We start from the raw sequence: 12,536 nt of genomic DNA on the forward strand, positions 1-12,536 counted from the left end.
CGGCATCGACGCGTTGCGACGCAATAACTGGAATTTTCGATGAATAGTGCAAAAAAGCTTTCCGAGCGCTTGATCAAGAAGTATCCGAACCGCCGTCTGTATGACACACAAACCAGTTCCTACATCACGCTCGCTGATGTAAAGCAATTAGTCCTCGACAACGAAGAATTCACCGTCGTCGATGCCAAGACCGAAGAAGACCTGACCCGCGCTATTCTTTTGCAGATCATTCTGGAAGAAGAAGCCAACGGCACACCGATGTTCTCCAGCGGCGCACTGTCGCAGATCATTCGCTACTATGGCCATGCCATGCAGGGAATGATGGGCTCATACCTTGAAAAGAACATCCAGGCCTTTATCGACATTCAGAACAAGCTGGCCGAAAGCTCCAAAGGGTTCTACGAAGGCAAGCCTTTCAGTCAGGAAATGTGGACCCAGTTCATGAATGTCCAGGGTCCCATGATGCAGGGGATGATGAGCAACTACATCGAACAGAGCAAGAACCTGTTCATGCAGATGCAGGACCAGATGCAAAACCAGACGAAGAACATGTTTGGGACTTTCCCGTTCCCGCCGACGGACAATACAAAGAAATAGAGCCGGCAACGCTGCCCATACAGATATAGGATGGGCAGCGATGACGAAAAGACAAGGGTTGCGCTTATTTGCGCGAATGGGAAACCATCCCTGACGGGGTACAATAGCGGATTACGCTTTTGTGCCCTTTTTCTTCATGTCCAACGCTTCCACCTCTCCCAAAGTCGGCTTTGTTTCGCTCGGTTGTCCCAAGGCGCTCGTCGACTCCGAACAAATTCTGACCCAGCTGCGCGCCGAAGGTTATGACACCGCCAAGTCTTACGATGGCGCCGACCTCGTCATCGTCAATACCTGCGGCTTCATTGACGCCGCGGTGCAGGAATCGCTGGATGCCATCGGCGAAGCGCTCAATGAAAACGGCAAGGTCATCGTGACCGGTTGCCTCGGCGCGAAGAAGGATGCTGCCGGTAACGACATTATCCAGAGTGTGCACCCCAAGGTGCTCGAAGTCACCGGCCCGCATGCGGTCGGCGAAGTGATGGCCGCCGTACACAAACATCTGCCCAAGCCGCACGATCCCTTCACCTCCCTGGTGCCGGCGCAAGGCGTCAAACTGACCCCGAAACATTACGCTTACCTCAAGATTTCCGAGGGCTGCAACCATCGCTGCAGCTTCTGCATCATCCCGTCGATGCGTGGCGACCTGGTGTCGCGCCCGATTGCCGACGTGATGCTCGAAGCCGAAAACCTGTTCAAGGCTGGCGTGAAGGAATTGCTGGTCATCTCGCAGGACACCAGCGCCTATGGCGTGGACGTCAAGTTCCGCACCGGTTTCTGGAACGGCAAACCGGTACGTACCCATATGACGCAACTGGTGGGCGCGCTAGGCGAACTGGCCGCGCAATATGGCGCATGGGTGCGCCTGCATTATGTCTATCCTTATCCGCACGTCGATGATGTAATCCCGATGATGACCGAAGGTCGCGTGCTGCCATATCTGGATGTGCCGCTGCAACATGCGCATCCGGATGTGCTCAAACGCATGAAGCGTCCTGCCAATGGAGAAAAGAACCTTGACCGCATTCAGGCATGGCGCAAGATGTGCCCCGAACTGACGATACGTTCCACCTTCATTGCCGGATTCCCTGGCGAGACGGAAGAAGAGTTTCAGTACCTGCTCGACTTCCTGAAGGAAGCCGAGATCGACAGGCTCGGTTGTTTCGCCTATTCACCGGTAGAAGGCGCTACGGCAAATGAGCTTGCCAATCCTGTTCCCGAAGAGGTCCGGGAAGAACGCCGTGGCCGCGTTATGGAACTGCAGGAAGGTATTTCCAAAAAGCGCCTGCAATCGAAAGTCGGCACCACGATGCGCGTGCTGCTCGATGAAGTGGGACCCAACGGTGGCGTTGGCCGGACGTTTGCAGATGCACCGGAAATCGACGGCGTGGTCTACGTGAAGCCACCCTACGAGCCACATCTCAAACTGAAAGTCGGCGAATTTGTCGACGTGCGCGTCACTGCCGCCGATGCGCACGACCTGTGGGCGGAGGCCTGATGATCAGGATGTTTGTCAAGCCGCTGCTGGCGGTCGCCATTGTGATGTCCGCTCCCTTTGCTCATACCGCCGAAAGTCAGGCTCACTCCGTATCTGCAACAACGCTGAACGGCAAAACCGCCTTCGTCAAACCCGTCACACTGCGCGGCAAGCTGGGCGACGGAGATATTCAAGTCAACTTGCGCACCAAGGAGCAGATGGAGGATGGGGTGGAAGGAGAGTACTTCTACTTCGGACGCTCGCAGAACATTCTCCTGGCCGGCGAAATCGACGGCGAATATCTCTTCATGGAAGAATCCGAAAACGGCACGGATGTATCAGGCCAGTGGGACGGCAAACTCGCGGACAATACCATCAGCGGCGAGTGGCAGTCAGCGGACGGCAAGATCAAGAAGCCGTTCACTCTGCGTGTCGTCCGTACTGACGAAAGGGCGAAGCAGAAATCTGCATCAAACGGAAAAACTGCGACGCCGTCCCGACAATAAACAACAGCCATTCAGCGGAGAATACGCGTGACTGACAGGAAATCGCTACAGACTTCACTCATTCATTCCGAATATGTGGCGCCCTCGGGCTTTGGTGCCTTTCCGACCGCGATTCATCATGCATCGACAGTCCTTTTCAAGGACGTTGCGGCGATGCGTTCGCGTAACTGGCAGGAAAAGAACGCCTATACCTATGGCCTGCACGGTACGCCCACCACCTTCACACTTGAGGGCCGTCTCGCCGAAATCGAGGGCGGCAACCATTGTCTGCTTGCTCCAAGCGGGTTGGCCGCGATCGCCATGGTGGACTTTGCCTTGCTCAAGACCGGTGACGACGTTCTGCTTCCCGACAACGTCTATAACCCGAACCGCGAACTTGGTCGCTGGCTGACGCAGGACTACGGCATCACTGCCCGTTACTACGATCCCTTGATTGGCTCCGGCATCGCCGGGCTGATTCAGCCGAACACTCGCCTGGTATGGACCGAGGCCCCCGGTTCAGTATCCATGGAAGTACCCGACATTCCGGCGATTACAAAAATAGTCCGCGAGAAAAGAGCCGCCGGTCAGGATATCCATGTCGCCATCGATAATACCTGGTCTGCCGGACTGGCTTTCCGTGCCTTCGATCACGGCGTCGACATCGTGATGCAGGCATTGACCAAATATCAGTCAGGCGGCTCCGATGTGCTGATGGGCGCGGTCATCACGCAGGACAAGGAGTTGATCCACCGAATTGAAATGGCCCATATGCGCCTTGGATTCGGTGTCAGTGCAGACGATACCTATCTGGTGCTACGCGGATTGCCGACCATGAAACTGCGCTTCGAAGCGCACGATGCCGGAGCATGCAAGGTGGCAGCCTGGCTGAAAACCAGGCCTGAAATCAGCCGTGTACTGCATCCGGCTTTCGAAGATTGTCCGGGGCACATCAACTGGAAGCGCGACTTTACCGGCGCAGGAGGATTATTCTCGGTTGTCTTCAATGAGCGCTACAGCGAGGCACAGACTGATCGTTTCGTAGACAGCCTCAAGCTCTTCAAGATCGGTTTCAGTTGGGGCGGGGCGAACAGCCTGTGTATTCCGTACCGTATTCAGAACATGCGTAGCGGTTGGCAGGGAACCGGGCAACTGGTCCGTTTTAATATCGGACTTGAAGAACCATGCGACCTTATTGCGGACATCGAACAGGCGTTCCGCGCACTCGGATAAGAGTCAAATATGATCCATGTGGACAGGGAGCCAGTCATCCCTGTCCACTGAGATCTAGCCAGTCAGCCAGTTTAAATCGGCATGGCCTTGTTGTCGTTCAGATCGACAATGCCCTTGATCAGGCGATAAGCTTTCCACACCCAGGCACCTGTCCATACCAGCCAGGCAATGGGGATGCCGATGACGGTAATAAATAGAACGCCGCCGACGATCATCCAGAACAAATACCACCAGAACGACCGGATCTGCCAGCGATGATGGCTTTCGACGAAGGTGCCTCTTGCATCATCTTTCTTGACGTAATTGATGATCAGGGGAATCCAGGAAAATGCCCCAAGTGAGAAAGCAAAGCTGACGCCGTGAATGATATACAGCCACCATGCCAGGCTTTTATTGGACTGCAATTTGCTGTCGAAAACGAGTTCTTGGGCCATATAATTTCCTTGGTGAATGAATACGGGGCACTATATCGACTGCCATATCCAAAAAGATCATTCAAACAAGGATAAGATTCCGTCGAGCCCAACAAAATTCAAGGCCACATCTGCTTGCGCTCTCACAACGGGCTTGGCGCGGAACGCGACCGACATCCCGGCAATGCCCATCATTTTCAGATCATTGGCACCGTCACCCATCACAATGGCCTGACGCGGAGAACACCCAATTTCCTGGCACATACGTTCCACCGTACGTTGTTTCTCATCGGCGTCGACAATGCCGCCCACGACACGACCTGTCAATTTGCCGTCGGCAATTTCTAGTGTATTCGAATGGGTGACATCCAGGCCGAGGCGGGTTTTCATTCGGTCGGTAAAGAAGGTAAAACCACCGGATACCAACAAGGTTTTCAAGCCCGCGGCCTTTACTGCGGCAAGCATGCGTTCCGCGCCGGGGGAGAGCTTGAGTCTCTCATCATAGACGCGCTGCAAGGCGCTGGCATCCAGTCCCTTGAGCAGAGCGACACGGCGGGTCAGGCTCTCGCGAAATTCGATTTCCCCACGCATCGCTGCCTCTGTGATCTCGGCAACCTGCGGTTTCAAGCCTTGCATGTCAGCGATCTCGTCGATGCATTCGATCGTGATCACGGTGGAATCCATGTCCATTGCCACCAAACGAAAATCGCTTAGCTTTCGGCCCGGTTCGGTGAACGCATAATCAAGCTGAGCAGCGAAACAGGCGCTATCCACCTCGGCCTTCAGTGATTCGGAAAACTGCACCTCTTCGCAGCGGAAGACATTGTCCTGCAAGACCGTGATGTGCTTGCTGTTGACGAGCCGTGCAATATGCTCGATGGCGGAATGGTCGACCGAGAGGCCCTGGAGAATAAGATTCATCGAAAGAGTTTAAAAGTTAACATTCATACGACCACTTAAGCGCGATCAGCCGCAGAGCTCCAACTCGCTCCGTCGCTCAACCGATCAGCGACCGTATCGTCGCCTTGACCTGCGTCACCCGCGCAGCAAGATCCGGCATGTTGGCGGTGATGCGCAGTTTGTCCTGGCCATTCAGCTTGATCTGCCGGTTCTTCTGTACCAGTTCGATGATGCGCATTGCTTCGATTGGTGGATTCGGGCAGAACTGGAGCACCGCCGATTCGGCATGGGCATCGATTTTAACAATACCTGCCGGAATGGCGGCGATCCGCAACCGATGGGTTTCGATCAGGGCCTTGGCCGGCTCCGGCATCTTGCCGAAACGGTCGATCAGTTCCTCCTGCAAATCATCGATCGCGTTTTGCGTTTCGCAATTGGCGAACCGCTTGTACAGCGACAGCCGCTCATGCACATCGCCGCAATAGTCCTGAGGAAGCAGGGCAGGTACGTGCAGATTGATTTCCGTTGTGGTGGACAAGGGCGCGGCCAGATCAGGTTCCTTGCCATTCTTGAGCGAGCGAACGGCCTCGTTGAGCATGTCCGAGTAAAGCTGAAAACCAATCTCCTGCATTTCACCGGACTGGTTTTCACCGAGGACCTCGCCCGCGCCACGGATTTCCAAATCATGCATTGCCAGGTAAAAGCCGCTGCCCAGTTCTTCCATCTGCTGGATGGCTTCCAGGCGGCGCTGCGCCTGCTTGCTCAGTCCCTGCACATCGTGCACCAGCAGGTAAGCATAGGCCTGATGGTGCGAACGACCGACGCGACCGCGCAGCTGATGCAGCTGCGCCAGGCCGAACTTGTCGGCGCGATGCATGATGATGGTATTCGCCGTCGGCACGTCGATACCGGTTTCGATAATCGTCGTGCACAGCAGGATGTTGAAACGCTGCGCCACGAAATCCCGCATGACCTTCTCAAGGTCGCGCTCGTGCATCTGCCCGTGCGCGACCGCGACCCGCGCTTCCGGCAGCAGGCCTTCCAGCATTGCCTTGCGGTTAAGGATGGTCTCTACTTCATTGTGCAGGAAGTAGACCTGTCCGCCGCGCTTAAGCTCGCGCAGACAGGCTTCGCGCACCACCGAATCGTCTTCGCGGCGGACAAAGGTCTTGATCGCCAGGCGCTTTTGCGGTGCGGTGGCAATCACTGAAAAATCGCGCAGGCCTTCAAGCGCCATCCCCAGCGTCCGGGGTATCGGTGTGGCAGTCAGGGTCAGTACGTCGACTTCCGCACGCAGTGCCTTCAGCGCTTCCTTCTGGCGCACACCGAAGCGGTGTTCCTCGTCAATGATCACCAGGCCCAGGCGTGAAAATTTCACATCGTTGGAAAGCAGTTTGTGCGTGCCGATCACGACGTCCACGGTACCGTCGGCCATACCCTTGATCGCCTGCGTGACTTCCTTGCCGGTGCGGAAACGCGACAGCTCCGCAATCTTGACCGGCCAGTCCGCAAAACGGTCTGCGAAGGTTTGCGCGTGTTGCTCGGCCAGCAGGGTAGTGGGGGCAAGGATGGCAACCTGCTTGCCACCCATGACGGCGACAAACGCCGCCCGTAGCGCTACCTCGGTCTTCCCAAAGCCAACATCGCCGCAGATCAGCCGGTCCATCGGTTTGCCGCTGGTCATATCCTTGATCACGGCATTGATCGCGGCGCTCTGGTCCGGGGTTTCTTCAAATCCGAAGCTTTCGGCAAAGGTCTCGTAGTCACGCGCCGAATACTGGAAGGCGTGCCCCTGGCGCGCTGCCCGGCGCGCATACAGATTGAGCAGTTCGGCCGCAGTATCGCGTACCTGCTGAGCGGCTTTCTTTTTTGCCTTTTCCCACTGACCCGACCCGAGCGTGTGCAAGGGCGCTTCGTCAGGCGATGCGCCGGAATACCTAGAAATCACATGCAGTTGCGAGACGGGCACGTACAGCTTGGTTTCCTTCGCATATTCCAGATGCAGGAATTCGGCTTCACCTTCGCCAAGGTCCATGCTGATCAGACCCATGTACCGGCCGATACCATGATTGACGTGCACCACCGGATCACCGACCTTGAGCTCGGACAGATCGCGCACCATGTACTCGACCTGGGTCACCGCTTCCTGTTTGCGGCGGCCGGCCCGTCGTCCCGATCCTGCATACAACTCGGTTTCGGTGATGAAGGCAAGGCCGCCCAAGTCGTGGCTCAGCTCAAACCCGGCTTGCAAGGGCGCCACGGAGAGCACGAGCTTTGCTGAAGAAGTTGCGAAATCGCTAAAGCTTTCGCACGGCGCCAACGGCAGATTGAACTCGTCAAAATACTGTTGCAGTGTCTCGCGGCGGCCGTTGGAATCCGCGCAGATCATGACGCGCTTGTCGGTCTGCAGAAGGTAAGAGCGCAGGTTGACCAGCGGGTCATCGACACGACGATTCACCGCGATGTTGGGAATCGGAGCCGACAACTCCGACGCGACGTCGCCCACCTGGATTATCCAGCGTCCGTAGGGTTTAGCGAGAACGAAAAAATCCTCGTCGGTCAGGAACAGGCGCTCCGGCGGTAGCAGTGGACGTTCTCTGTCGGCTTTCAGGAATTTATAGCGTGACTGCGTATCGCCCCAGAAGCGCCTGATGGACGTCTCGATGTCGCCGACCAATGCGAAGGTCGTATTATCCGGCACATACTGAAACAGTGTTGCCGTCTCGTCGAAGAAAAGCGGCAGGTAATACTCAATGCCGGCCGACGCAATGCCGTTGCCGATATCCTTGTAGATCGATGATTTGGATGGATCGCCTTCGAATTCCTCGCGCCAGCGGCTGCGAAAGGCAGTACGCGCTGCCTCGTCCATGGGAAATTCCCTTCCGGGCAGCAGGCGGACTTCATGTACCGGGTAAAGAGAGCGCTGGGTATCGGCATCGAAAGTACGAATGGTTTCAATCGTGTCGCCGAACAGGTCCAGCCGGTACGGCAGCGCCGAGCCCATCGGGAACAGGTCGATCAGGCCGCCGCGCACGGAATATTCGCCTGGCGACATGACTTGCGTCACATGCGTATAGCCAGCCAGGGTCAGCTGCGATTTCAGCTTTGCTTCGTCGAGCGTTTCGCCCTTCTTGAAGAAAAACGTGTACGCCGCAAGGAAGGACGGCGGCGCCATGCGCAGCAGTGCTGTCGTGGCCGGCACGATCAACACATCGCACTGGCCACTGCTGACTTCATGGAGCGTTGCCAGCCTTTCCGACACCAGGTCCTGGTGCGGCGAAAAAGCATCGTAGGGCAGGGTTTCCCAGTCGGGTAAGAGATGGCAGCGCAAACCGGAATCCTGACCACCAAACCAGGAAATTTCGGCCAGCAGTCGCTGGGCATCGGTTGCATTGGCGACAATAACTGCCAGCATGCGCTGTTGCGACTTGAGTTCAAGGGCCGCCTGGGCGAGGGCGAAGGCATCTGCCGAACCGTGTACGGACGGAAGTGCGAAGCGGTTACCGGGCTTGGGAAGGGATTTTTTTAGATCGAACGACATCAGCGGACGACATCTGGAATGTCAGAGCGGCCGTAGCATGCGCCTTGTCAGGCAATGCGGCACGCTGCGACTGTGAGAAAATATAACGGGATTATAAACCATGCCCTTTGCCGTAGCCGAACGGCTGCCAATAGCTTGAGAAAATACAGGCATTCCGTACACAATTAGCGCTAACACGCATTAAGACTTTTATTGGACTTCGCCTTCACTCGCCTTTCCAGATGATTCCACCACGTCACTTTGCTCTTATTCCCGCTGCCGGCGTCGGTGCGCGCATGGGGGTGGGCCATCCAAAGCAGTACCTGCCGCTCGCCGGCAAGGCCATGTTGCTGCATGCGCTGGAAACCTTTGCGCTGCATCCGGTGATCGAACACAGCTTCGTGGTCGTCAGTGCAGAGGACGGTTATATCGACGACCTGCTCGCCGCCCAAGCGCATTTGCAAGACAAAGTCACTGTATTGCGCCACGGCGGACAAACCCGGCATGCGTCCGTGCTTAACGGCCTGAGGGTAATCGCTAATCAGCTTACCGACAGTGACTGGGTGCTGGTGCATGACGCGGCCCGTCCAGGGCTGACCAAAGAATTGATTGACCGGCTTGTACATGCACTAAAGGAGGACGCGGTGGGGGGCTTGCTCGCTCTACCGGTCGTGGACACGTTGAAGCGAAGTGACGCGCAGTCGTGTGTGCGGGAGACGGTATCGCGTGAAAATCTGTGGGCGGCACAGACACCGCAAATGTTTCGGTATGGCTTGCTGAAACATGCACTGGAATCGACGATTAACGTAACCGATGAAGCAAGCGCAATCGAAGCGCTTGGCCATCACCCGAAGCTGGTTGAAGGCAGCCCGCGCAATTTTAAGGTCACGTTGCCGCATGACGTGGCACTGGCCGAACTGCATTTGAAAGGAAATTCATGAGTCTTCCTCCGTTCCGCATCGGCCAGGGCTACGATTGCCATGCACTGGTCCCGGGTCGCGACCTGATCATTGGCGGCGTGACAATTCCGCATATGACCGGCTTGCTGGGACACTCGGACGCCGATGTGCTGTTGCATGCAGTGACGGACGCGATACTCGGTGCAGCAGGATTGGGCGATATCGGACGGCATTTTCCGGATACCGACGCGCAGTTCTCGGGTGCAGATTCACGGGTGCTGCTACGCGAGGCATGCAGGCGTGTTAACGAGTCGGGTTATCGAATCGGCAATGTGGACGCGACTATCATCGCACAGGCTCCCAAAATGGCACCGCACATCCCACAAATGGTGGCACATGTAGCTGAAGACCTCGGTGTGACGACGGCGCAAGTCAACATCAAGGCCAAGACCAATGAAAAGCTCGGCTATCTCGGCCGGGAAGAAGGCATTGCCGCAGAAGCGATTGCATTGCTATACCACGGGGGGGCAAAACCCACAGTCGCTTTAACACATGGCACATGACACATGGCGCCGAACCAAGCCCGTCGGATGAGGGTAGGCGCGGGCTCACGCCGGTCCAGCGTCACCTGCCGAGCAGTGGCATCAAGCATGAACCAGTATGCGAAGCATTGCCGAAAACCGATACGGTTTCGTAACGATCAGCCTCCGCCGATGCCCTGCGTAATGCGGCCGGTTCCTTCGCAAATCGGACACGCAGCTCCATCCCTTATCTTTCCGGTGCCGCTGCAATTTGGGCATAAATCTTCACCCGTGCCGGGTGTGCCGGCCGCGGCCTCGTCGCCCGGTTTGAGGTGGGCGTCCGACTTGCCGGGGGTGCCCGAAGATGGCGTGACGCTCATGAAGCCTCCTGATATTCGTGGTGAATGCCGGCACGACACTGTTGCATATCGCGCGTACACCAGTTGACTATCATTGCATGACAAAATGTAATGCAATGATAGTCAAGTAGATTGGCCGAATTTCAGTAAGTTCACCGAGTGGCCGAGTCAGAGGTGGACGATTACGCCTGGTTGCGTTCCAGAATTGACATCGTCAGGCGCGCTACGCAGCTAAGGCGTTGCGCCGAGTCATAAATCATGATTTGCCAGACATGGGTCGAACGTCCGAGGTGGATGGGTGTCGCCTTGCCGGTCACGTAACCTTCGCGCACGGCGCGAACGTGGTTGGCATTGATATCGAGGCCCACGGCATAGTGGGTTTCGTTGTCAATGGAAAAATTGCTTGCAGCACTTCCGAGGCTTTCGGCAAGCAGCACTGACGCACCGCCGTGGAGGATACCGAATGGCTGGATGGTACGCTTATCGACAGGCATCCTTGCCTCCAGCCAGTTTTCGCCAAAGTCGGTAAATTCAATGCCAAGATGCTCGATAGCCGTGCCACGATGCATTCTGCTCAGGCTTGGAAGGTCAAAGTTCGTCTTCCAGATCGTCATTGTCTATCCTTTTATATTGCCCGTTATGACGACGTCACGTGCGGGCGCGATTGCAAAAGAGTGTTTTGCATCATAACAAACCATCGCCTTGCTGTCGGGCGACAGCGTGTCCGCACCGCGCATAAAACAAATCTTGAAAGAATGTCTACCCGAGCCTATTGTTGTTGGCTTGAAAAGTTTTTCTTGATATTTTGCCAGCACTGGAAATACTCGCTCTGCAATTGCGAAGTCTCCAACGCAAACAGCGTGGGCTTGATGACGGTACGTGTCTCGAACATGAATGCCATCGTATCGGCAACTTTATGCGGTATTGAAGTATCCGCAGCAGAAGCTTTCTCGAACGTCTCGGCATCCGGCCCATGGCCAGACATGCAGTTGTGCAAGCTGGCTCCACCCGGGACGAATCCTTCGGCCTTGGCGTCATACGCACCATGAATCAGTCCCATGAATTCACTTGCTACGTTGCGGTGGAACCACGGTGGGCGAAAGGTGGATTCGGCAGCCAACCAGCGCGGAGGAAAAATCACAAAGTCGATCGCGTCGACTCCGGGCGTGTCACTAGGCGACTGCAGCACAAGAAAAATTGACGGGTCCGGATGGTCATAGCTGATCGAGCCGATGGTATTGAAGCGGCGCAAGTCGTATTTGTATGGAGCATAGTTGCCATGCCAGGCCACTACATCCAGCGGCGAATGACCGATAGCGGCGCTCCATAGTTGGCCGTTGAATTTCGCAACAAGTCGAAAATCGCCTTCAAGCTCTTCATAGCGGGCTTGCGGTGTCAGAAAGTCGCGAGGATTGGCAAGCCCATTGGAGCCGATCGGTCCCAAATCCGGCAGCCGGAACAACGCGCCGAAGTTTTCGCAGATATATCCACGTGCAGCACCGTCAGTCAGCTCGACGCGAAATCGAACACCGCGCGGAATGACCGCGATTTCCTGAGGTTCGATATCGAGCAGCCCGAGTTCGGTAAATAGTTGCAAGCGCCCCTGTTGGGGCACGATCAGCAATTCGCCGTCCGCGCTGTAAAAATAACGTCCCTCCATGTTGCGGTTGGCCGCAAACAGATGGATGGCGCAACCCGACATGGCTTCCGCCGAACCATTGCCGGCCATGGTAACCATACCGTCGACAAAATCCACAGGCGTCTCGGGAAACGGAAGCGGATCCCAGCGCAATTGGTTGGGTGGCGTAGGCGGAACCTGGCTGAAATCCCCGACGATGCGCCCGCTATCGATAGGCTGGAATGGCTGGTGCACCGCCGCTGGCCGGATACGGTAAAGCCATGAACGCCGGTTATGGCTACGTGGCGCAGTGAACGCCGTGCCGGAGAGTTGCTCGGCATAAAGTCCGTAGGGCGCCTTCTGCGGCGAGTTTCTTCCCTCGGGCAGCGCGCCGGGCAAGGCCTCAGTGGCGAATTCATTGGCGAATCCCGACATGTATTTATTGTCAGTCGTTTGCATGCTTGGTCCTTTCTTACTCGATCACTTTCACTCTCGCAATCACGTCCCGCCACGGCAC

12 protein-coding genes are annotated in these 12,536 nt (G+C 56.3%); 6 read left to right on the forward strand and 6 right to left on the reverse strand.

Features of this window, described 5'->3' with window-relative positions:
- Nucleotides 1-39: 39 nt before the first annotated feature.
- The 4 genes from phaR to ACFQUU_RS16590 all read left to right on the forward strand — a co-directional run bounded on the left by phaR (nucleotide 40) and on the right by ACFQUU_RS16590 (nucleotide 3,789).
- On the forward strand, nucleotides 40-597 hold the full coding sequence (phaR, locus tag ACFQUU_RS16575; RefSeq protein ID WP_382249059.1) for a polyhydroxyalkanoate synthesis repressor PhaR: 558 nt from the start codon (nucleotides 40-42) through the stop codon (nucleotides 595-597).
- Between the two features lie 136 nt (nucleotides 598-733).
- On the forward strand, nucleotides 734-2,092 hold the full coding sequence (gene rimO, locus ACFQUU_RS16580; protein ID WP_382249061.1) for a 30S ribosomal protein S12 methylthiotransferase RimO: 1,359 nt from the start codon (nucleotides 734-736) through the stop codon (nucleotides 2,090-2,092).
- Entirely contained in the window at nucleotides 2,092-2,577 is a 486-nt protein-coding gene (locus tag ACFQUU_RS16585) for a hypothetical protein (RefSeq protein WP_382249063.1), read from the forward strand. The genes rimO and ACFQUU_RS16585 overlap by 1 nt, the downstream gene beginning before the upstream one ends.
- Before the next feature lie 27 nt (nucleotides 2,578-2,604).
- Nucleotides 2,605-3,789 (forward strand): cystathionine beta-lyase, encoded by a 1,185-nt coding sequence (locus ACFQUU_RS16590; RefSeq protein ID WP_382249065.1) that lies wholly within the window; start codon nucleotides 2,605-2,607, stop codon nucleotides 3,787-3,789.
- A gap of 71 nt (nucleotides 3,790-3,860) precedes the next feature.
- Here the strand turns inward: ACFQUU_RS16590 and ACFQUU_RS16595 are convergent, their stop codons facing one another.
- From ACFQUU_RS16595 to mfd, 3 genes are all read right to left on the reverse strand, one after another.
- Nucleotides 3,861-4,223: a DUF4870 family protein gene (locus ACFQUU_RS16595; RefSeq protein WP_382249067.1), complete on the reverse strand. Its 363-nt coding sequence runs from the start codon at nucleotides 4,221-4,223 to the stop codon at nucleotides 3,861-3,863.
- A 57-nt stretch (nucleotides 4,224-4,280) separates the two neighbouring features.
- On the reverse strand, nucleotides 4,281-5,123 hold the full coding sequence (gene serB, locus ACFQUU_RS16600; RefSeq protein WP_382249069.1) for a phosphoserine phosphatase SerB: 843 nt from the start codon (nucleotides 5,121-5,123) through the stop codon (nucleotides 4,281-4,283).
- A 76-nt stretch (nucleotides 5,124-5,199) separates the two neighbouring features.
- The gene (gene mfd, locus ACFQUU_RS16605) at nucleotides 5,200-8,643 is read right to left on the reverse strand and encodes a transcription-repair coupling factor (protein ID WP_382249071.1); all 3,444 of its coding nucleotides are present in this window, start codon (nucleotides 8,641-8,643) and stop codon (nucleotides 5,200-5,202) included.
- A 221-nt stretch (nucleotides 8,644-8,864) separates the two neighbouring features.
- On the opposite strand from mfd, the gene ispD reads away from it, so the two are divergent.
- Complete coding sequence (gene ispD / locus ACFQUU_RS16610) at nucleotides 8,865-9,563, forward strand: 2-C-methyl-D-erythritol 4-phosphate cytidylyltransferase (protein ID WP_382249073.1); 699 nt, start codon at nucleotides 8,865-8,867, stop codon at nucleotides 9,561-9,563.
- Nucleotides 9,560-10,084, forward strand: coding sequence for a 2-C-methyl-D-erythritol 2,4-cyclodiphosphate synthase (gene ispF / locus ACFQUU_RS16615; protein ID WP_382249075.1), 525 nt, complete (start codon nucleotides 9,560-9,562; stop codon nucleotides 10,082-10,084). The genes ispD and ispF overlap by 4 nt, the downstream gene beginning before the upstream one ends.
- A 137-nt stretch (nucleotides 10,085-10,221) precedes the next feature.
- Here the strand turns inward: ispF and ACFQUU_RS16620 are convergent, their stop codons facing one another.
- The 3 genes from ACFQUU_RS16620 to hmgA form a co-directional block, all read right to left on the reverse strand.
- Nucleotides 10,222-10,422 (reverse strand): hypothetical protein, encoded by a 201-nt coding sequence (locus ACFQUU_RS16620; protein WP_382249077.1) that lies wholly within the window; start codon nucleotides 10,420-10,422, stop codon nucleotides 10,222-10,224.
- A gap of 161 nt (nucleotides 10,423-10,583) precedes the next feature.
- A complete protein-coding gene (locus ACFQUU_RS16625; RefSeq protein ID WP_382249079.1) occupies nucleotides 10,584-11,015 on the reverse strand; it encodes a hotdog fold thioesterase in 432 nt (143 codons plus the stop codon).
- A gap of 155 nt (nucleotides 11,016-11,170) precedes the next feature.
- Nucleotides 11,171-12,478: a homogentisate 1,2-dioxygenase gene (hmgA, locus tag ACFQUU_RS16630; RefSeq protein ID WP_382249081.1), complete on the reverse strand. Its 1,308-nt coding sequence runs from the start codon at nucleotides 12,476-12,478 to the stop codon at nucleotides 11,171-11,173.
- Nucleotides 12,479-12,536: the final 58 nt, after the last annotated feature.

Origin of the sequence: Herbaspirillum sp. GCM10030257 (assembly GCF_042666555.1) — a bacterium.
Lineage (GTDB): Bacteria > Pseudomonadota > Gammaproteobacteria > Burkholderiales > Burkholderiaceae_D > Noviherbaspirillum.

Excerpts from the sequence above, each read along its gene's own strand:
- mfd (WP_382249071.1), bottom strand. The coding sequence starts at position 8,643 with ATGTCGTTCGATCTAAAAAAATCCCTTCCCAAGCCCGGTAACCGCTTC.
- ispF (WP_382249075.1), top strand. The coding sequence starts at position 9,560 with ATGAGTCTTCCTCCGTTCCGCATCGGCCAGGGCTACGATTGCCATGCA.
- rimO (WP_382249061.1), top strand. The coding sequence starts at position 734 with ATGTCCAACGCTTCCACCTCTCCCAAAGTCGGCTTTGTTTCGCTCGGT.
- serB (WP_382249069.1), bottom strand. The coding sequence starts at position 5,123 with ATGAATCTTATTCTCCAGGGCCTCTCGGTCGACCATTCCGCCATCGAG.
- hmgA (WP_382249081.1), bottom strand. The coding sequence starts at position 12,478 with ATGCAAACGACTGACAATAAATACATGTCGGGATTCGCCAATGAATTC.
- ACFQUU_RS16585 (WP_382249063.1), top strand. The coding sequence starts at position 2,092 with ATGATCAGGATGTTTGTCAAGCCGCTGCTGGCGGTCGCCATTGTGATG.
- ACFQUU_RS16595 (WP_382249067.1), bottom strand. The coding sequence starts at position 4,223 with ATGGCCCAAGAACTCGTTTTCGACAGCAAATTGCAGTCCAATAAAAGC.
- ACFQUU_RS16625 (WP_382249079.1), bottom strand. The coding sequence starts at position 11,015 with ATGACGATCTGGAAGACGAACTTTGACCTTCCAAGCCTGAGCAGAATG.
- ACFQUU_RS16620 (WP_382249077.1), bottom strand. The coding sequence starts at position 10,422 with ATGAGCGTCACGCCATCTTCGGGCACCCCCGGCAAGTCGGACGCCCAC.
- phaR (WP_382249059.1), top strand. The coding sequence starts at position 40 with ATGAATAGTGCAAAAAAGCTTTCCGAGCGCTTGATCAAGAAGTATCCG.
- ispD (WP_382249073.1), top strand. The coding sequence starts at position 8,865 with ATGATTCCACCACGTCACTTTGCTCTTATTCCCGCTGCCGGCGTCGGT.